This window comes from Xenorhabdus sp. XBWT (assembly GCF_059072735.1).
Genome location: NZ_CM180990.1, coordinates 3,818,887 through 3,838,923 on the forward strand (window position 1 = coordinate 3,818,887; position 20,037 = coordinate 3,838,923).

Here is a 20,037-nt window from a genome sequence, read left to right on the forward strand (position 1 = left end):
TCGCAGCTACCCGGTCACTACCCCGTCAATCAGAGATTGAGTAATTCATTCAATGTATTGCTTATGAGCTCAAGGCTCCAACGAGAACGAAGATAGCCTAACTCTTGAGGGGACTGCTGTAATAAGAAAAGCAAGATGTTGTAGAGAGGAGTGAGCTCCCAGACTGCCGGTCTGTCAGCCGGTAAACTTTTGAGGCCTTCCAGTCCATATAACGTAAACCCCCCAATCCAACGATTGACAGAAGTGCGGGCAGCGCGAAGGGTTTTAGCGACAGCCGTCACAGTAAGCCCTTCATTTAACATCAGTAACGCCGTTAATCGACGGGAATAGTCCTTATCACGGGTTTTATGGATAAGTTTTTTCATTTTTTGACATTCATCTTGGGGTATCGGTGCTATTATTGGTATCACTCAGTCCGTATTGTGGTTTGGGATTTTTCGCAATTGATCAGATCGCAAAAATCGGGCTGAGTTCCCTCCGAGTGATCTACTATTCTGAATAACTTATTTATATATCATGATAATTATAAAGTTACTTATAGTTATATGATGGGAATTAAATATATATCAAGGTTGTTGTTTTAATATTAATAATACTTGGATTCACATATTTAGCAGAGAATGTCATCTTGGTTTATATCTGTGCGTGTGTTTTATTATGATTACTTTATTTTATTTTATCTTGTTTTTATCACTTTGATATGTATATTTAATTGAACGATTGTAAATGCATTTTAAAATTATAGGAGTATTACTTATCCCGCGCGTCACGCGGGATAAGTAAGTACTAGATGTGAGGGACTTACTATTTTGAAATAGGCATTTAGTAAGTTTTTAAAATTTTGTAAAATTTATACTTGTAAAAAATCTCGAGTTGTAATATCTATATGTCACTGAACAATACCATAGTATAAATTCTAATAAATAAAATAGATTTTCAATGGGGCAGTGATAATAGTGCATTACTCGCCGTATAGCAGGTTTAGTGTGGTTTAATATATCAAAGGGTGATTATTTTTTCATATATTGGCAATTTCCCGATCTTAAAAAATAAAAATACAACAACTATCTGATTTTATGTGTGTATTTTATGGAATGAAAAAATTACTTGTTTTTCATGTGAATAGAAATAAAGAATGCAAGTGAATCGTTTAACAGTACATTTTTAATAGTCATGGTTATATGTTCTTAATCTTGGTGGTTTTTTATTTATGGAGTGGGATGTTAATTATGGATAATTCATTTGCATTAATATGGTTAAGTAAGTTGTTTAAAAATGGTTGCAATCTTTCTTGATATATTACTCACCATGTTTAATTTATATATAACTCGGGCTGGTTGTATAGTTTGTTAGCCATACTCTATAAATTATACACTTAATAATAAAGGTGTTAGGGAAATGAAACTATTATATTAAGTTTTTTAATTGATTGAATGTGTTTCTTATATAAATCAAGGATATATAATATTTAATGTGGGTGTCTTTTACCACTGATTATAATTGGCCTTGAGGACTTAAATATGTCAAAAAGATTTTTTTCACTTTTATCTGATAGAGAATTTGCAAAGCGATTGAGAGTAATGCAAACGTTGACAGACTCTTTGCTAAGTGCTGAAGCAAAAGCTGTGGTTGCTCATTCGTTTTGCTCGGGAGTTATGCAAGAAGTCTCCATAGTTATAAAACTGAATAAGGAGGCAATATTGGATAGAGAATTTTTGTATGAGTTTGTGGCTTCTGGATGGGGTAAAGCACTAGGACAATATATTGATATTAAATTAATTGAAGGTTATGGGGAAACGGATCATAAAGCATTGCGGTTAGCGCAATTAGCAGTTAGATCAGGGACAGTGTTATTTGCAATATACAACGTACTAAGGGAGGATTATCAGAAATGCTATATATCGATACATCATGCACTTGCGGATGAACATACACTTATGATCGTTAGCGAACTAATACAGGTAGCGTGTGCAGGAGAGATAGATTTGGCATTACAGAATATGAGGCAAGGTCAGCAACTCTATAGTAGTTATGTGGAACGTCAACTCATGAAGGCAAATGATTATAGTGTACTGGAGGTACGGTGTAATCATCCGATGATGCCTTTGCGATTGTCAGAAGTGGGACGATTAGCATGGAATACACAAGTTGAACGGATAAGTTTACACCGTGTAATTCAAGTTGGTTCTATTTATGAGGAAAAACAACTCACAGAAGTAGTTCTTGAGATGTTATGTAGTACAGCAGATGTTGTAAAGGAAGGGAATATAGTATGTTCATCGCGTAACTGGCGTTTACCACAAGAAGCAAGCGCTGTTGGTATGATGACAGGACTCCTTGCCATTCCTTTTGGATGGACAGAACATGTTTCCTACAATCCTCAAACTAGTTTAGAGGCTTGTGCACGATATAGCTTGGTCTTGCGTGAAGCTCTAGAATGCTGTCGGGCATCCGAGTTGTTCATCAATGGTGCCATTCCCCGCGGAATCCCCGCATCTCAAGTTATTAGTTCTACTTTTCCTGTGGGTATTGACATGAAACGAATAAACTCTTCAGAGATCCTATTGGAGATAGAAGGAACATTCTGTAGTAGGGCTGCAGCAACTGACTTACTTAATGAGCTAGCTGATGTACTTTCGGATAGAAGGATATGAAATGATTGACGGTATTGAAGCGAAGAAAAAAAAATTTACCGACGAAGTGAATCGGATAACTACTGTATTTTGTGATGTTCTTAAGGTCGAATCTGTCTCTCCAAATGATAATTTCTTTAAGCTTGGTGGTGATTCTTTCGACGCTATCCGTGTGGTATCACGGTTAGGAGGGAATTTACAGATCGTGTCTCTTTTCGAAAATCCAACAGTAGAAGATTTAGCTAAGTATGTTCTCTCTAAAACCAATAAGCGTAGTGTGCGGCTTACTCCTCTACACGATAAGAACTCCTCCAGTGGATCAATTGTAGTAATCGGAGTGCCGTTTGGTGGAGGAGACCCTACAGTATATAAGGATTTATTTTGTGAAAGTCAGGGAGTACGTGTATTTGGGGTGGATTTTGGTGATCTAGAAATCAAGAGTGCATCAGATTTTTCTATATTGATTAGTACACTTGCTGACGAGATTGAAGAAATTGATGCTAATCAATTTATTATTTATGGGCATTGTGCTGGAGCAGCAGTGGCTGCATGCCTAGCTTCGGCTATGTCATCGACGATTGCTTCACTATCTCTTGTAGTCGCTGCCTCAAATCCAATGGGTGATCCTGATATAGCAATATATGAATCTGAGAAAACTTCAGACTATACATGGGGCCAATATCTAAGGTCTCTGGGGGCATTTACTGGGCTGATTGATAAGGAAATTGATGAAATGTTAATCCGAGGTAGAAGAGATCATTTAATCGCTGCAGAAGCATATAAGACTTTAATACAACACCCTGTTCGTGGGATACCTGCGTTGGTGTTGTTGGGTGACTCAGATCCTGCCACACCTCAGCTCAGTAATATAGTAGAAAAATGGAAAAATTTTATTGATGTCGTTGATTCAACAAGTTTGGTCGGTGGTGGACATTACTTCGTGCGAACACATGCTAGAGAGGTTGCTGATACTGTGCTTTCATTTGTAACACGTAATAGAACAATAGAATAAAGAAGGAATACAAAATGATTGTCAATAATGAATTACTCCAGAGACAAGCTAGTTTACTACAAAAAGGTTTGGTTGATTTAGAGATACAAGATGAAGAACTTTCGAAGATCTTGGATGATGAAGTAAAGCGTCAGCACCGAACATTGTCACTGGTTGCGTCTTGCTGTGCAGTTACTCCTCGAACTTTGGCAGCGTCAGCTTCTGCATTGGTCAATGTTACGGCAGAGGGAACTCCAGGTCGGCGGTATCATGCAGGATGTGAGAATGTCGATTTAGTCGAATCCTTAGCCATCAGAAGAGCACAGAAGTTATTTGGTGCTCAATATGCGGGTGTTCAGTCACATTCAGCATCAAGTGCAAATTATCAGGTGCTTTCAGCTTTGCTTGAGCCTGGAGATATTTTGTTGGGTATGAATCTAGATCATGGAGGGCATCTTACCCATGGCAGCCCCGTTACATTTTCAGGTACTTATTACAGATCAATAGGTTATGGTACTACATCAGAAGGGCTTATAGATTATGATGAAGTGAGGAGGTTAGCCCATATTCATCACCCTCGTATAATTATCTGTGGCGCTACTGCTTATTCAAGGATTGTTGATTTCGAGCAGTTCAGAAAAATCGCTGATGAAACAGGATCAATTCTGCTTGCTGACATTTCGCACATTGCGGGGCTTGTTGCAACTGGACGGCACCCTAGCCCAATCAATGCCGCACACGTAACTACTACTTGTACTCACAAACAGCTTGCAGGACCCCGCGGTGGTTTGATTATGTCTGGGCGTGATGCCAACGAAAAAGTTCCAGGCCTGAAAACAACCTTTGCTCGTACTTTGGAACAAGCAGTATTCCCTCGGATGCAAGGAGCTCCAGCCGTCAATATGATTGCTGCAAAGGCAGCAGCTTTTGGTTATGCAATGTCGCCAGAGTTTGATGCTTATATGAAACGAATTCGAATCACAGCTGACACAATGGCAATTGAATTTCAGAAACATGGCTATGAAATTATAGGGGGGAGGACTGAGAATCACACAATTCTGATTCGTTTGCATGGCTCTATGACAGGTTCTATTGCTGAATCGGCTTTGGAGCAATGTGGAATTATAGTTAACAAGAATCGCGTACTAGGGGAGACTCGTTCTTCATTCGTCACAAGTGGATTACGTATCGGCACGGGATCTTTGGCGCAACGCTACATAGACCAATTAGGATGTGTCCAACTTGTTGATTTAGTTTGTAGGATATTGGCGGCAGTGAAGCCACTTGATGAGCATGAGTTTGAGCTAAATCCAGCTGTATGCGAACTGTTTCGTTCAGAGGCAGAAGCACTATGCACAATGTATCCTTTAATCAGTTACACGGAGTGTTAAACAACTGACTAATTGATTCCGGTTGAGGAAATGTTATGTCGATTCTGATTAGGGTTAATTGGACACTTTGGGAAAAAATATGACGAATAAAATCAGATATGTCGCCATTAATGGATCAGAGCGCCTAGATGGGAACAATGCACAGGCTCTAGCATGGGCAAAAGATTACTTAGAAAAGCAAGACATTATTCTAGATGTTTTCTCTTTAGCCAAATTTAAAATTGAACCATGTGGGGCGTGCGGAGATTGTAATTTTCGTAATGAACCCTGCATACAGAATGATGATGCAGCGCGTGCAATCCACCTAATGGAAGCTAGTGACGGTGTGATTTTCGCATGTGCAGTACATGGATTTGGTGCAACACCTTTAATGTCCGCTTTCCTAGAGCGGGTTGGTACTGGTTTTTTGCGGCATAACCGAACACTAACTAACAAGGTGGCTGGAGTAATGGTTACAGGGCGGCGAATGGGGCATGTCGAAGTGTACAACCAGATGCTCCAATGCGCGCTTTTGAATCGAATGATTTTAGTTGGGTATGGTTTTCCAGCCATCTTGATGGGTGACAAAAAAGGTGAAGTGCTTAGAGATCAAGAGGGAATGGAGATGCTACGTCGAATGCTCGACCGTATGGTATCGATGACTCGACTTATACGTGAATACGAACATCTAACAGGGCAAAAAGCGCTACAGGTTCTCGAGCCTGGAGAGCGTCATCGTATGAATGAGAATGGTGAATTCTACGTCCCATCAAAGCTCGATATGTGTAGATAATTTCTAATAGTGGGAATGAAATGTGTGGGTTCTGTTATGTCTCTTGTATTAATTGTGGATATTTGTGTCTTGTACTCTAATTTGATTTTAAGTGACTAACATCTTTCTAGTGAGATAAATAAAGAAAATGAAGCACAGTAAGATTAACTGGGATAAACAACTCAACAATTTCCTAGCTGAGTGGGTCATATCAGAACATTTTGAGCGCTTTGAGCGAGCAACTGTAAAAGAGGTAGCTGAGGCTTATGTTGGGGTATATTCAAATCGTCCAACTAGTTGGTTAGCTTTCTTGGCTCGCAATAATAATGTTGAGCGAACAAACGTCATTTCTATGGAAGCCGATCCTGAGTTAGTTCGGATACCAGGAATGCGACGTTCAAAGTTTTTACTTCCTCAATCTTTGGCTGCAACAGTATTTGGTGCTACATGCCTACCTTTGGTCAATCATGAGTGGCGATTGCGTGATGTCGGTCTTACTTTGGCAGATTATAGGAAGATATTATCTGAACTTACGGAATTTACTATAAGTGCCCCTGTCCGCTTGAAAGATATTGGGAATGCTTTTGGATTAACTGGTCCTCAGGCTCGTGCGTACGTCTCTGTTGCCACTTACGACGGTGTTTTAATTCGTATTCCTCCTCCGAATATTTGGTCTAACAGGTGGCTATATGCTGCTCCTCCTAATGGGTTGTTACAAAGTAATGACACATTATTAACCAGTGAATGGTTATTGCAGGACATCGCTGCTCGTTACATTAAACATTATGGTCCAGTTACAATCGATGACTTAGCTTGGTGGCTGTCAATTTCAAAGGAAAGGTCTCGTTTGCTTATGGAAAGCTCTATGGCGTGTGAAATAGGCAGTGGAGTGTGGATAAGTATTACTCGGCAAGAGCTATTTGAACAGTGTATTTCCAAAACAGCTCAGAATCTAAATACTGATGTGCGTTTTTTGCCTGCTTGGGATCCGTTGGTAATGGGGTATGCCCCTGGTTCAAGACAACGTATTTGCCTCGGGCTTGATAAAATTAGGGGATACGATGCAGCGGGAAATGGCCTCCCTGTTGTCTTAATGGGAGCACGGGCTGTAGCCACTTGGGGCATGAAAGTCAATGGATCCAAACGTTCTATCCAAATTGATCTCTCAAATGTTGCGGGCAAGGAACAAGAAGCCATTCAAGAAGCCGCCTTTATTTGGGCTAACCGAATCGGAGCATTTTATGACCCTAGTAACAATAACAAATAAATTACAACGGATAAGGTTGGGTGACATGAAGAATCAGATGATGTTGGCAGGACCTGAGCTAAATAATAAACAGTTAGATAAAAAGAAATTTGAGAGGTTTCCCTGTACTGCTCGGACAATATGGGATGCTTTTGAATGTTGTTCCATAGAGCAGCCGACATTGATTGAACGAATAGAAGAGGAAATTATTTTACCTGATGGACTAGTTGCATCTATCGATAACCTCATCGTTATTGCTGCAATGATGGGTTCTTTACTTAGTACTGAAGGAAAAATAACTATAGGAATATACTCTAATATTTCAGTAAATTATCTTGATATTGATACGAATGAACTATGTGATGTTGCTGATATTCATATCCGTATTGCAGAGTTGCGTGAAATAGCAGAGCTAACGCAACCAAATGTTCTGCTTCATGCTGATATAGAGGTAACTGATGGTCAAAATTCTCCACCTTTGGAATCATTGGTTTGGCTTGTGGCAAAGAGAGATGGGTGTACATTGTCTGTGAGGAAAGATTGTATTGATCAACCTGCTCGTGAACATTTACGAAAAATTATACTCTTTGTATGTATGCGGATCTTGAATCCCATGGCTCTTCCTATGCCTGAAACTCTACCTACACATCTAAAATATGAATTTAATGAACGTAGTTCATTGATAAAAAATATATTTTACCATGTTCAGATGAGGCCATTAGCCCTAGCAATCATCGATGATGATAATGGTAAGAATTTGACCTATGCCGAACTTTGGAATTCTTCCGATATGCTAATACAGCAGGTACGCAAGCAGATATCTCCTCAATGTTTACATCCGCGGCTTGCTCTTTTTCTGGAACGAGGTTGGCAACATCTGACTTCAATTATCGCTGCCCAGAGAATGGGCGGAACTTGTGTGTTGATCGACCCTGCTAACCCTGATGATTTGATATATAACTTTCTTCAGGAATGTCGCCCCGACTCTGTGCTGACTATTGGCAGTATGATAGACAGGGCGCGTAATCTTACAAGCTGCCCTATATTGGAAATAGGTAAAGAAAATAAACAATTGCCACAGGTTGATTGGGAATATGGTAATTGGATTGAAACGGCCAATGAGGAATGTTTTATTGCTGGTACCTCTGGGACGACAGGTCAGCCTAAAGCTGTTTGTTTATCTTATCGCGGGATGGTTGCCACACTTGATGCAATTACCAAATCTGCTGAACTGGGGGAAAGTTCACGAGGAACATGGTTGACATCACCGGGGTATGGAATGGTTGAAGTTGATCCTCTGCCAGTACTATATGCAGGTGGAACAGTATGTATCCCTTCACCTGAAACCTTACAGGATATAAGGCTGCTGGCTCTTTGGTTTATCAAGAACAATGTTACACATGCACTAGTGATGACATCTATTGCTGAAGCATTTTGGGTTGGTGAATGGCAAACAAACCTGCGCACAATGCTGATTGCTGGTGAGAGGTGTAAGCAATGGCCTCCTCCTAATCTCAGCTACCAAGTACTTAATGTTTATGGTTCTGCGGAAGCGGCGGTGGTATCAATTGAAAATTTATCATCTGTTCAGCATCATACACTGTTGCCTTCTGTAGGGCAAGCAGTAGCTGGAGCAAACATGTATGTAGTTGATAGTGCAGGCCAAGAACTCCCAGCGAATTGTGTTGGAGAATTAGTTATTACCGGAGAAACTCTTTCTATAGGTTATCTCGACATTGAAGATACTAGGAAATCTTTCCAGCCGAATATATTCGATAATACCTCACCATCGCAATACATCACTGGGGATAGAGCACGGATGAATTTGGATGGTACTGTCGAAATTTTGGGACGGTCAGATTCGATCGTGAAAATTCGTGGACATAGAGTAGATCTAACAGAAGTAGAGATCTCTGCTCTTGAAGTTTTTGGGGTGGCGAAAGCTGCTGCAACTTGCTTCACCAACGATATTGGAACAACGCTAGTACTATTTCTTGAACTTGTCTTAGATGTTACGGCAAGAGTGGATGCTGTAGATGCAGTGCGTAAGCATCTTGGTAAGAGGTTAAAACCTGCAGCTCAACCAAATCAAATAGTTGTTGATGTGTTGCCAATAGGACGAAATGGTAAAGTGGATTACCGTGCGCTGAAGATATCTCCGGTTGAGATAGATATGACGCATACAATTTTCTCTCCAAACACAGAAATTGAAAGTACGTTGTGTTCCTGTTGGTTGAATTGGACTGGATGTGATGAAGCAACTCTTGAATCTAATTTCTTTAGCACTGGTGGAGATTCCTTACGAGCCATGAGAATGGTAGGCGAGCTTGCTTGTAAATATGACATTCATATAGAGATGAGTTCTTTTCTTGAAAACCCTGTACTGCTGAATCTTATACGTTTGGGAAACACTTCACGTGATAGCAACTTGCCAACGTTTGAACATCTGTCCAGCGACAAACAACTACAGCCTTTTACTCTCAATGAGAGTCAGCAAGCTTTGTGGATTGGACGTAGATCTGACTTCGATTATGGTGGTGTCGGCTGCCAAGGATATTTTGAGTGGGAAGTAGAAGATCTGGAACAAGAAAGATTTGAGCGTGCTGTGAGTTTGCTAGTTGACCGCCATCCAATGCTAAGAGTGACGATTAACGAAAGTGGTTACCAGCAAATCGGAGTAGTCAATGGAAGTGAGGCAGCCGAATATGTAGATTTGAGTGGTCTTCCAGATAGTGAAATAAATAACAAAATTAACTTTGTGCGTCGCCGTATGGCGAATGAAGAGATAGGAACAACACAATGGCCTTTATTTAAATTTGTAGTGAGTAAGATTAGCCTGCACTTAAGTAGGGTGCATTTCTGTATTGACATGTTGATTGCTGACGCATGGTCAATATTTCAGGTGATTATTCCTGATTTGATTGACTTATACATGGAAGAAAATCCTCAGTTACCAAAATTAAAAACGTCGTTTTTCGACTATGTTGCGCACAGGCACAAGATTATTCAAAGTGAACAATATCGCGCTGATCGAGAATATTGGCTACAAAAAATTGTAGACTTGCCGTCATCCCCTCGGTTACCGCAGCTTGAAATAGGGGAATCTGCTATATCCCCCAGATTTGAAAGATATGAAGGTACACTCGAACAAGAATTTTGGGATAGATTAAAAGCTCAAGCTCAAGAACGAAATATTTCCCCCTCAGGTGTTATAGCTTTGGCCTTGTGTGAGGTTTTACGTTGCTGGAGCGAAGAAGAACGGTTCACGTTGAATTTCCCTGTTTCAGATAGAATGCCAGTTAGTGATGATATTGACTCAATTGTTGGAGATTTCACTAACACTTTACTTGTACCTTACGAACCCATTATTCACGATACACTTGAGAAGCGTGGACAAAAACTACAAAACGCGATCTGGAATGCACTTGATCATAGGCTTTTTACTGGTGTTGAAATATTACGGGAGCTGTCTCGGATACGGAGAAATGGGCGTGCACCATTGATGCCAGTAGTGTTGACAAGCCTTCTTGGACATCCTGGACGACATGATGCTGCTCGGTTAGGTCGAGAGGTCTTTGGCGTGTCGCAAACCCCGCAAGTGACGCTGGATGTGCAGGTTAGAGAATCAGATAATGTTCTATATTTCAAATGGGATTATCTTACAGGAGTTATTCGTCCTGATGTAATTGAAGCTATGTTTGGTGCGTTTTGTAGGTTGCTGCAACAGCTAGCATGTGATTCCGAAATTTGGAAATGTACATGGCTCGACCTACGACCATTATCGCAGGTTACTATACGAAATACCGTTAACTCAACGCAGAAATTAGTACCTGAAGTTCATTTGCGAGATCTATTTTTGGAGTGCCTTTCGAATCGAACAAATGAACCAGCAGTCATAGACGCTAATAAAACATATTCTTGGGGTGAAATAGGCAATGCAGCAGCACAACTCAATACTCTAATTCAGAAATTTTGTTCTCCTGATGATCGGTTTGTCGGAATCGTGTTACCTAAAGGAGTAATGCAGTATGTTGCTGTTTATGGATGTTTACTGGCAGGTATCGGGTATGTTCCTATAGATATTGATTTACCACCCGAACGAATAGATATAATGCTTGCCCAAGCTGGGGTGCGAATCGTGATTTCATCGCCAGAGGCTATATTACCCCTAGATATCTATAGAGTAGAGTGTACTGCCAAAGACCTTAACATTTGGACTCAACAAAATACCAGAATTGCGATTGAGCCTATTCGGAAAGATTATTCACCGTATGTGATCTTTACTTCGGGTTCTACTGGTAATCCAAAAGGAGTTGAAATTCCAGAGGCCGCAGTAGTCAATCATATCTTCGATGTCATTGAACGTTTTGGTCTGGATATTTCAACCAGACACCTCGCTACAGCTGCTTTGCACTTCGATATGTCAGTATTCGATATTTTTGGTCCCTTAGTACATGGTGGCTCAGTCGTGGTGCCTGAGCAAGCAGCTGGACCAGATCCTGACACTTGGTTACGGTTACATCGTCGCTATAAAGTGACATTTTGGGCATGTGTACCTGCAATCATGGAATTGTTATGCCGCGTGGCCGAGGTTGCTCGCAAAACATACACCATTTACTCAGTAAGTAATATAGTAATGGCTGGTGATTGGATCCCATTGTCACTGTTACCACGAGCGAGAGCAATCTTCCCTTCTGCTCGGATGTTTTCGTGTGGTGGGCCGACTGAGACCACAAATTGGTCAGTTATCCATGAAATTAATGAATGTGAAGGCTGCATGGTTAGCTCCGTTATTTATGGTACACCTATGCGGAATTCTGCTTATCACATTATTGCTAACGACTGGACAGATTGTCCTGACTGGGTACCAGGCGAAATACTGGTAGAAAGTGACATTTCGTTGGCTCGTGGATATATAGGCCAGCCAGAACTTACTCGATGTGCATTTGTTTTCCATCCTAGAACTGGGCGCCGAATGTATCGTACAGGAGATTTGGGACGCTATTTACCTAATGGTGAAATTGAAATACTTGGGCGTATAGATAATCAGATCAAAATTAGTGGGCTAAGGATCGAGCTTGGAGAAATCGAGAATGTAGCTCAATCTTGTGACGGAGTATCTAGAGCATGTGCAGTGGCATTGCCTGGCCTAGATGGACACCCAAAACAGATTGCATTGGCTTATATTGGTAATTCTAACTGCGAAACCATAATCAATGAAATAATTACACGACATTTACCTACCTATATGATTCCAAAAACTATTAAGCACATGATGGAACTACCTCTATCAAAAAACGGTAAGGTGGATGTAATAGCTTTGCGTAATGTACTAGGGGATGACATGAAAGAACCTAATATTAAAAATCAACAGACTATCCTACGAGAAGTTGTACGAGTAATTTCAGCCCAACTTGCCGAATCAATTGTATTACCAGAAGACAATTTCTTCGACTTAGGGGGTAATTCATTGACTGCTATGAAGATTAAAATCGAATTAGAGTCCAAACTTGAACTCTCAATCTCACTCGAGAGTATTATGCTGACTGAGTCAATCCGTGAATGTGCAGAACAAATTGCAGAAAGGAGTCTGTCATGACTAGTAGGCAATTACATCGGGAATGGCTTGAATATGTTACTGCATACCTGAATGGGCAAATAAAACCTCAGTGTCTACATCAAAAAGCTGAGGTACGAGCACAAGAAATACTGAGGTACGTTGCGGAACAATCATCATTTTATCGCAGCCATCTAGATACCAGGAAAGGTTCTTTGAGTTTATTCAAGATTCTTAACGGTATTCCTTTTACTACTAAAGATGACCTTCGTTCTGCAGGAACGACAGTTTGCTGTGTCCCGTTCAACGAAATAGCCACGTATTATGAAACGACAGGAACTACTGGGCAGCCAACACCGTGTCCGCGAGCATCAATTGATGTTGAAACTAGTGGGATCTACGTTCAAAGAGCTATCGCAGATATATACCAATCAACTTTCGGTACGATGCACGCTCTTACTGCTATCATGGGACCATCAGAGTTGTATGCATTTGGGGATACCTATGGTGAGATTTGCCGGAATTTGGAAATTCCTTTTGTACGATTGTGGCCAGAAAGCCCACGAGTTGGTTTGGATAAAGCTTCCAAACTTATTACTGATCTTGGGGTACGTTCACTAATATGTTCTCCGGCAATAGCACTTGCGTTAGCTCGTCTTTATATAAGTCTTGGGGTCGATCCTCAAGGAACTTCAGTGGAGCAGATTTTTGTTCTTGGAGAATTATGTACGCCTGAAATGCTTTTGAATATTTCTCGTATTTGGAATGCACACTGTACTCATGGCCTGTACGGCTCACAAGAAGCACATGCAATCGCTACAGGTTGTTTAAAAGGCAATCTACATCTTTCAGAGACAAATTATCTTGCAGAAATTCTCCCAATCCCTGGATTGGATGATGATGTAGGAGAATTATGTCTAACGATGCTAGTACCTGGAGCTAAGCCATTAATTCGGTTTTGTACAGGTGATTTAGCTCGTCTTCAACCACCAGAGGCTTGCGGATGTGGTAGCCATTCCCGTTGCTTGAAAGTATTTGGTCGGATTAATGATGTTATGGCTCTTGGTGGTCGCTTGATTCTACCTTCATCAATCGAATCTACTGTTTTAATGGCTGCTAATCGGGTTTGGGGATATCAGGTTACAGTTTTGGAGACAAATAGAGGTGCTGATGAGATGGAAATATCTATGATTGCTCATATTGGGAGCCGTTCAGTTACTCAAATTCAAAAGCAGATGGAAGAATGTTTTAATGTTCCAGTTAGGTTACATTTAGTAGATCGATTGGATTCGAGAACAGAGACTGGAGCCTATGTTTCTTGGAAACATGCTCGTGTTCGAGATAAGAGGAATCCAAGGCTATGATAGAACAACAATTGAAACATTCGTGGGTTATAGAACAGTATGAGGTTCCAGAGGCTGCTTCGGTAATACAAGTACGTAAGACGCTGCTTGGTTTATACCCTAACCCAGCTTTGTTTGAAACTGGGGCGGGCTTTCAGGCTGTTGATGGCTCACAAACGATGTTCATGCTTGACTTGCTGTTAGAAATCACACTGGTAAATGATACTTGGAGTATCAGGAGCAATAGCCCTTTTGAAAGGTATACTGCTGAATGTGAATCAGTAGTGAATGATTACAATAAGCCTCTATGGAAACGTTTACGGGAGGTGACACAAATTATCGCACTACCAGATAGCTTCCCGTTGATGTTAGTGCTTGGGTATAGTGCAGCTCGTTTTGTGGAGCACCTGCCAGGGATGGCTCTTGAAGAAGGAGTTCCGGAGGTAGTGCTCCGTGTTTACCGACATATTATACGCTACGATGGCACAGGGAATGGTGCGAATATTGATGTTTAGTCCAGATGAGATTATAGATACCCAAGTTTTATTTGCAGCACTCACCGAACCAAGGGTAGTTAGAACTCCTGCCAACTCTTGTGATTGGGGAGTTATTAGGGATTTAACAGATCGAAACACATTTTGTTCCGCGGTAGAACGAGCGAAAGAATATATCAGAGCTGGTGATATTTATCAGATGCAGCTTTGTCGTCGTGCTATATCGAATTCAACAATTCCTCCAGTAGACCTGTATGAACGACTTGCGTCGGTTAATCCTGCACCTTATATGTACTATTTGGCTCTTGATAATCAGAACATAATATCTTCTAGTCCGGAACTTATGATCCGTGTTCGTGATGGTATAGCTCAAGTTCGCCCTATAGCTGGGACTATGACACTGGAAGATATGAAAGACAATCATCTAGCTCAGATCCCTAAAGAAGCAGCTGAGCATCTGATGCTTGTGGATCTAGCGCGCAATGACTTAGCACGTTGCGCTATTCCTAGCGGAGTGAACGTAACTTCGTTTATGAAGGAGGACGTCTATGGTTCACTTATCCATTTGGTTTCGACAATTGAAACTAAGGTTCGTAATAATTGCGATATATGGGACCTGATTGCGGCAAATTTCCCTGCAGGAACAATGACGGGTGCTCCAAAAATTCGCGCAATGGAGATCATTATGGAGTTAGAAGGAATACCACGGGGACTGTTCTCTGGATGCGCGGGGTACCTTATGGGGAGGAAATGCGGAGTTCTTGCTTTGACGATACGTACAATTATTGGGAACTCCGGCCATTACGTATTACAGTCTGCTGCGGGTATTGTTGCTGATTCACAAGCATCAGCTGAATGGGAGGAAACTGGTGCTAAGATCAAATCATTTGCTCGGGCAATGGGGAAGAATGTATGAAAGTATTATTGGTGGATGCTTTCGACAGTTTTGTATTTGTTATTGAACAGTACTACTCCATGGCTGGGGTACAGACGAAAGTGGTTCGTGTTAACGATGATCCAATAAGTAAGTTTCAACGGTGGAAGCCACAACTTTTAGTTTTGGGGCCGGGCCCAGAAACCCCTCAAGAGCATGGTTACCCAGAAATAATTCGTTCAGTGGGTGAAGGTCAGGCCATATTTGGGGTTTGTTTAGGTCACCAAGAATTGGGGAGTATTTTGGTTGGAAGCTTATGAGAGCACCGACTGTGGAACATGGTAAGTATTCACAGGTGCAACATGATGGTCAAGGTGTTTTTCATGGTATTCCATCACCTGTTAATGTTGTTCGTTACCATTCACTATCTATTATTAATTCTGAAATTGAGAATGAATTAGTGGCTACTGCATATACTAAAGGTAAAGGAGAGATAGTGAACATGGCTGTACGTCATCGCACACGTCCCATAGAAAGCGTGCAGTTTCATCCTGAAAGTATAGGAACGGAGTATGGACTCAGAATGATTCATAACTCATTAGATTTAGTTAATAGTAAAGCTGTGTATTATTAGTCCCTAAAACAAATTGAACTGTATTAACCGGAATCAAACCAGCTTAAATTGACCCTAAAATTTAGAGGAGGTAACTATGGATGCTGTAAGTAAGAAGAGATGGCAGGCGCTAGGTGTCATCTCTATTATTCAGTTGATATTACTGCTTGATGCTACTGTAGTAAATGTGGCACTACCACAGATTAAGCACGATCTAGGGCTTACAGATGGCTCTTTGACTTGGATTGTGAATGCCTATCTCATCACTGCTGGCTCGTTACTATTACTTGGGGGTCGAATAGGTGATGCCTATGGAGTATTGCGTACATTCCAAGTAGGTATTGTAATTTTCGGGGGGAGTTCTTTCGTGGCAACTATTGCTCCTAACGCCACTACCTTGATCATAGGTCGTGCTGGCCAAGGGATAGGGGAAGCTTTAGCTGCGGCGACTGGTTTAGCAATGATATCTTTGTTATTCCCTTCGGGACCAGATCGTAGTAAAGCATTTTCAGTCTGGGCTGCACTTGGTGGGCTTGGATCAATACTCGGGGTTTTGTTATCTGGTGTAATCACAGAGCAGCTTTCATGGCGCTGGGTTTTCGGAATTAATATACCAATTATATTAATTCTAGCTATAGCTACTATATTCGTGATACCAAAATTCTCTAACCAAATATCTACTCGGTTGGATCTTAGTAATGCTCTAATATTAGCGGTTGCGGTATGTATAACCGTGCTTGGTGTGATCGGTTCTGGTATCGAGCAGCTTTTATGGCTCCGAATTATGCTGATCTTGTTAGGAATTTCTGGTGTTACATTAGTGTTAAAGCGTTGTAGGCATTCGGAGGATAGTATTATTCCTGCCCGGTTAATGACCAGTTCGCCACGATTAACAGGGTACGCTATTCTTGCAATTCAAGCAGGAACATCAGGCGCTGTTTTTTATCTTGGTGTCCTATTGCTGCAAGATTATATTGGAATGACTCCTTTGCAAGCAGGTCTCGCTTGGCTACCATTCTGTTTTGGCTTCTTTCCCGGAATTTTTTTATCTCAGTTCGTTACCCAACGGTGGAGTTCTCAGACTGCCGCCGTTGTCGGTCTATTTATCTCTGCCTTTGGTTTTATATTGTTTGCAACTGGGGTACCTATGCAAAACTACTGGGTTGGAATGATGCCAGCAATGCTTGTCACGTCTATTGGTTTTGGTTGTGTTGCCCCGGTTGCACAATCTCTTGCAACTACAGGACTTTCCGAATCTGATGCGGGAGCTGGGTCAGGAATAGCAACAACAATTCAACAGTTGTTTCAGGTAGGAGGAATGACACTTTTAGTCGCTGTTGCTATTAATTTTACTGATGGTGTTGGAGTTTCGACTATTGAATCTAACGGATTCATAGTTGCGTTTGCTTTATCCGCAATGATTTTTATTGGTGGAGCAATTTTTATTGGGGTGAGGCGTAGTGCATTAGTCCTTGATACAGAAAACACAGAAATTAAACATTAGGTTCTTTTATGCACCAGAGCTATATAATTTCATTTGCAGATGAGCTTTCCATAGTGGTACCTAGTACTGCAAGCCTACGTGAAAAGTGGATCGGAGCAATGTTAGATCAAACAGGGAGAGCTTATACTGGAGCGTTACGGCTCGACTTTTCTCCAGGATGTGTATCAGAGCGAATATTTAGTGCAATTGTTGATACATTAACACAGCATCCTATTTTAGCTGCTCAATTTGATATTGAAGGTGATCTACTTATTGGCCGTGCTCCAAACAAAACTACATTACGTAATGCCCTCTGGGATTACTTGAATTTTAAGCATGCAGGCATAACGGACGAGGTGTTTCTGGCTTACCGAGCGAAAAAGGCTAGTGGACCAGGGCTTAGGATAGCGTCAGTTACTGATGATACAGGAATTCACGTGTGGATAGGATTTTGGACCTACACTTGCGATGGTGCATCAATTGATTTGTTAATTGAAGACATAGTTCAATGCTATTGTGGTAAGTCTAAAGTATCTAAGTGTTGGATAGAATATGCTCATATGGTAAATGCTCGTGTGTCAAAACAAGTCATAAGCTTACAGGAAAGAATTGAAGTTTATCCAGGATTAGGACCATACGGTCTTGATGCGATCCGAGAAACTCCGAATGGCTCAGTGGGTGCTATGCAGAGTGCAAAATTTAGCTCTTCTGTATTGCGTAGTGTTGTGTCGGCTTATGCAAGAGCTTACCGGGTCACTCCATTTGTATTGTTATTTTCTATTTTTCAACGCGCAGTCAGTATGGTCAGTGGGGTTACTACTGTTGTCACAGGTGTTCCGTTTATCAATCGAAAAAGTTCCGATGAATTCAAGGTTGTTGGCCCTTTATCGAATACAGTTCCAATCACGACTCATCATATGCAAGACGAGTCTATACCTAGTATGCTAATTCGACTGCAACGTGATGTCATCAAAGCGTCTGCTCGCCAGGACATAGAACCGGCTGCTTTGTATCCCGATGGTATTTCACCTCGAACTGTAGCTTATGAACTCCCTTTCCCTCAGCTGTTTAATGCTTGGAACTCACAGTGTGACGGTACACGAATCTCACTAAGCGATAGTGAGTGGATGGCTCTTCAGTTGCTACCAAATGATACATGCCGAGCAGGTTTTGAAATTACTTTAGATGAACATTCCGAGTATATATCGGGGAGAATAGATATGGATATTGATGCATATGGCAAGTGTATGGAGCAGGTAATTAAGCATATGATTGAGGACTTGGAAAGTATCAGTTTAGATTCTGTGTAATCATTTAGCGTGGTACTCTAATATGTATGAGTGTAATTATCAAGGGAGATTGGCGGACTTTGTCACTCCAACTCCCTGCTTAATTTTCAACCCGAAGATCATCGTAATGAGACAGGACGTGAGGTGGTCGGTAATCAGGGGTTACGCATGAAAATATTTAGTGGATAATTCCCTCATTTTTAGAGGGAATGCAGATGAAAAAATTAGTGGATGTCTTTTCTGATTTTCCAGACCCGCGTTGTCAGGGAAAGATCAGGCACCGTTTTATTGATATCTTAGTGATTGCGGTATGTGCTGTCATTGCCGGCGCTAACGCCTGGACCGATATTGAACAGTATGGTCAACTAAAAAAGGATTGGCTGGGTTCATTTCTTCCGCTCAAAGGCGGTATTCCGTCACATGATACTTTCCGGCGCTGTTTCAGTTTATTAAATCCCCGCCTCTTTGAACGCCATTTTTATCAGTGGGTTTCTCATGATGTTTCTTCAGAAAAGCGGGCGATCATTGCGATTGATGGTAAAAGTTTACGCCATTCGTTTGACAAGAAAATTGAACAAAGCCCATTACATGTGGTAAGTGCATTCTCCGTTGAGAAAGGGCTTAGCTTATGTCAGTGTGCTGTAGACGGAAAATCAAACGAAATTAAGGCCATCCCCACATTATTATCGATGCTTTCCTTGAAAGGCCATCTCGTGACGCTTGATGCGATGGGCTGTCAACGCACGATTGCCCAGCAATTACGCGAGAGCGGAGCCGATTATATTTTGTCCCTTAAAGGCAATCAGGGAAAAACCTTTTCGGAAGCGGTTAACTATTTTCAACAACAACGGGCAACACAAAAACCTTATCTGAAACCTGACCATGATGAATTTGAAGATAGCCATGGGCGTACCGTCAGACGACGCGGATGGGTTCTACCGCTGACACCAGAAACAAAACACTTAGGCTCCTGGCCAGATATTCAGGCTCTTCTGGTCACAGAAACAATACGGCAAGAACAATATTCTGAAACAGTCACCTCTTATTTTCGTTATTATTTAAGTAGTTGTCAGGACGCTCCTGCCTTTCAGTTAGCAGCCATTCGGAAACATTGGGCTATTGAAAATAGCTTACACTGGGTGCTGGATGTCACTTTTCGGGAAGATGATTCACGGATGAGAGAGCAGATCGCCACAAGAATATTTGCCCAATTACGTAAAATGGCGCTCAATATCGTTAAACGGGATACCAACAATAAGTTGAGTTTGAGTGCCCGAAGGAAATCAGCCGGGTGGGATAATGGCTACATGGAAGCCCTGTTATTTAATCAATTTTAGCCTACCAAAATTTCATGCGTAACCCCTGATACCAA

The 20,037-nt window shown here is 41.3% G+C and carries 12 protein-coding genes and 4 pseudogenes; 15 read left to right on the plus strand and 1 reads right to left on the minus strand.

Annotated features, from left to right (window positions below; translation table 11 throughout):
- Nucleotides 1-32: 32 nt before the first annotated feature.
- Nucleotides 33-407: pseudogene (locus AC5JQI_RS16685) on the minus strand (helix-turn-helix domain-containing protein); the annotation flags it as partial.
- 1,113 nt (nt 408-1,520) lie between these two features.
- On the opposite strand from AC5JQI_RS16685, the gene AC5JQI_RS16690 reads away from it, so the two are divergent.
- The 15 genes and pseudogenes from AC5JQI_RS16690 (at nt 1,521) to AC5JQI_RS16760 (ending at nt 20,002) form a co-directional block, all read left to right on the plus strand.
- On the plus strand, nt 1,521-2,654 hold the full coding sequence (locus tag AC5JQI_RS16690) for a hypothetical protein (RefSeq protein WP_493912974.1): 1,134 nt from the start codon (nt 1,521-1,523) through the stop codon (nt 2,652-2,654).
- Between the two features lies 1 nt (nt 2,655).
- Complete coding sequence (locus AC5JQI_RS16695) at nt 2,656-3,645, plus strand: alpha/beta fold hydrolase (protein ID WP_493912975.1); 990 nt, start codon at nt 2,656-2,658, stop codon at nt 3,643-3,645.
- Between the two features lie 14 nt (nt 3,646-3,659).
- Complete coding sequence (gene glyA / locus AC5JQI_RS16700) at nt 3,660-5,015, plus strand: serine hydroxymethyltransferase (protein ID WP_493912976.1); 1,356 nt, start codon at nt 3,660-3,662, stop codon at nt 5,013-5,015.
- A 79-nt stretch (nt 5,016-5,094) separates the two neighbouring features.
- On the plus strand, nt 5,095-5,787 hold the full coding sequence (locus tag AC5JQI_RS16705) for a flavodoxin family protein (protein WP_493912977.1): 693 nt from the start codon (nt 5,095-5,097) through the stop codon (nt 5,785-5,787).
- A gap of 127 nt (nt 5,788-5,914) precedes the next feature.
- On the plus strand, nt 5,915-7,033 hold the full coding sequence (locus tag AC5JQI_RS16710) for a DNA glycosylase AlkZ-like family protein (RefSeq protein WP_493912978.1): 1,119 nt from the start codon (nt 5,915-5,917) through the stop codon (nt 7,031-7,033).
- Between the two features lie 688 nt (nt 7,034-7,721).
- Nucleotides 7,722-10,736, plus strand: a pseudogene (locus AC5JQI_RS16715) (AMP-binding protein); the annotation flags it as partial.
- Nucleotides 10,737-10,868: 132 nt separating this feature from the next.
- Nucleotides 10,869-12,105, plus strand: a pseudogene (locus tag AC5JQI_RS16720) (amino acid adenylation domain-containing protein); the annotation flags it as partial.
- Nucleotides 12,106-12,356: 251 nt separating this feature from the next.
- Entirely contained in the window at nt 12,357-12,611 is a 255-nt protein-coding gene (locus AC5JQI_RS16725; protein ID WP_493914720.1) for an acyl carrier protein, read from the plus strand.
- Nucleotides 12,608-13,933, plus strand: a complete 1,326-nt coding sequence (locus AC5JQI_RS16730) for a phenylacetate--CoA ligase family protein (protein ID WP_493912979.1) — start codon at nt 12,608-12,610, stop codon at nt 13,931-13,933. The genes AC5JQI_RS16725 and AC5JQI_RS16730 overlap by 4 nt, the downstream gene beginning before the upstream one ends.
- Nucleotides 13,930-14,427, plus strand: a complete 498-nt coding sequence (locus AC5JQI_RS16735) for a hypothetical protein (RefSeq protein ID WP_493912980.1) — start codon at nt 13,930-13,932, stop codon at nt 14,425-14,427. The genes AC5JQI_RS16730 and AC5JQI_RS16735 overlap by 4 nt, the downstream gene beginning before the upstream one ends.
- The gene (locus tag AC5JQI_RS16740; RefSeq protein ID WP_493912981.1) at nt 14,420-15,322 is read left to right on the plus strand and encodes an anthranilate synthase component I family protein; all 903 of its coding nucleotides are present in this window, start codon (nt 14,420-14,422) and stop codon (nt 15,320-15,322) included. The genes AC5JQI_RS16735 and AC5JQI_RS16740 overlap by 8 nt, the downstream gene beginning before the upstream one ends.
- A gap of 59 nt (nt 15,323-15,381) precedes the next feature.
- A pseudogene (locus tag AC5JQI_RS16745) lies at nt 15,382-15,914 on the plus strand (anthranilate synthase component II).
- Between the two features lie 76 nt (nt 15,915-15,990).
- The gene (locus AC5JQI_RS16750) at nt 15,991-17,397 is read left to right on the plus strand and encodes an MFS transporter (protein WP_493912982.1); all 1,407 of its coding nucleotides are present in this window, start codon (nt 15,991-15,993) and stop codon (nt 17,395-17,397) included.
- Nucleotides 17,398-17,495: 98 nt separating this feature from the next.
- A complete protein-coding gene (locus AC5JQI_RS16755; RefSeq protein WP_493912983.1) occupies nt 17,496-18,686 on the plus strand; it encodes a condensation domain-containing protein in 1,191 nt (396 codons plus the stop codon).
- A 194-nt stretch (nt 18,687-18,880) separates the two neighbouring features.
- The gene (locus AC5JQI_RS16760) at nt 18,881-20,002 is read left to right on the plus strand and encodes an ISAs1 family transposase (protein WP_493912134.1); all 1,122 of its coding nucleotides are present in this window, start codon (nt 18,881-18,883) and stop codon (nt 20,000-20,002) included.
- The last annotated feature ends 35 nt before the right edge of the window (nt 20,003-20,037 follow it).

Coding starts and splice junctions, on each gene's coding strand:
- AC5JQI_RS16690 (WP_493912974.1), top strand. CDS start 1,521: ATGTCAAAAAGATTTTTTTCACTTTTATCTGATAGAGAATTTGCAAAG.
- AC5JQI_RS16695 (WP_493912975.1), top strand. CDS start 2,656: ATGATTGACGGTATTGAAGCGAAGAAAAAAAAATTTACCGACGAAGTG.
- glyA (WP_493912976.1), top strand. CDS start 3,660: ATGATTGTCAATAATGAATTACTCCAGAGACAAGCTAGTTTACTACAA.
- AC5JQI_RS16705 (WP_493912977.1), top strand. CDS start 5,095: ATGACGAATAAAATCAGATATGTCGCCATTAATGGATCAGAGCGCCTA.
- AC5JQI_RS16710 (WP_493912978.1), top strand. CDS start 5,915: ATGAAGCACAGTAAGATTAACTGGGATAAACAACTCAACAATTTCCTA.
- AC5JQI_RS16725 (WP_493914720.1), top strand. CDS start 12,357: ATGAAAGAACCTAATATTAAAAATCAACAGACTATCCTACGAGAAGTT.
- AC5JQI_RS16730 (WP_493912979.1), top strand. CDS start 12,608: ATGACTAGTAGGCAATTACATCGGGAATGGCTTGAATATGTTACTGCA.
- AC5JQI_RS16735 (WP_493912980.1), top strand. CDS start 13,930: ATGATAGAACAACAATTGAAACATTCGTGGGTTATAGAACAGTATGAG.
- AC5JQI_RS16740 (WP_493912981.1), top strand. CDS start 14,420: ATGTTTAGTCCAGATGAGATTATAGATACCCAAGTTTTATTTGCAGCA.
- AC5JQI_RS16750 (WP_493912982.1), top strand. CDS start 15,991: ATGGATGCTGTAAGTAAGAAGAGATGGCAGGCGCTAGGTGTCATCTCT.
- AC5JQI_RS16755 (WP_493912983.1), top strand. CDS start 17,496: ATGTTAGATCAAACAGGGAGAGCTTATACTGGAGCGTTACGGCTCGAC.
- AC5JQI_RS16760 (WP_493912134.1), top strand. CDS start 18,881: ATGAAAAAATTAGTGGATGTCTTTTCTGATTTTCCAGACCCGCGTTGT.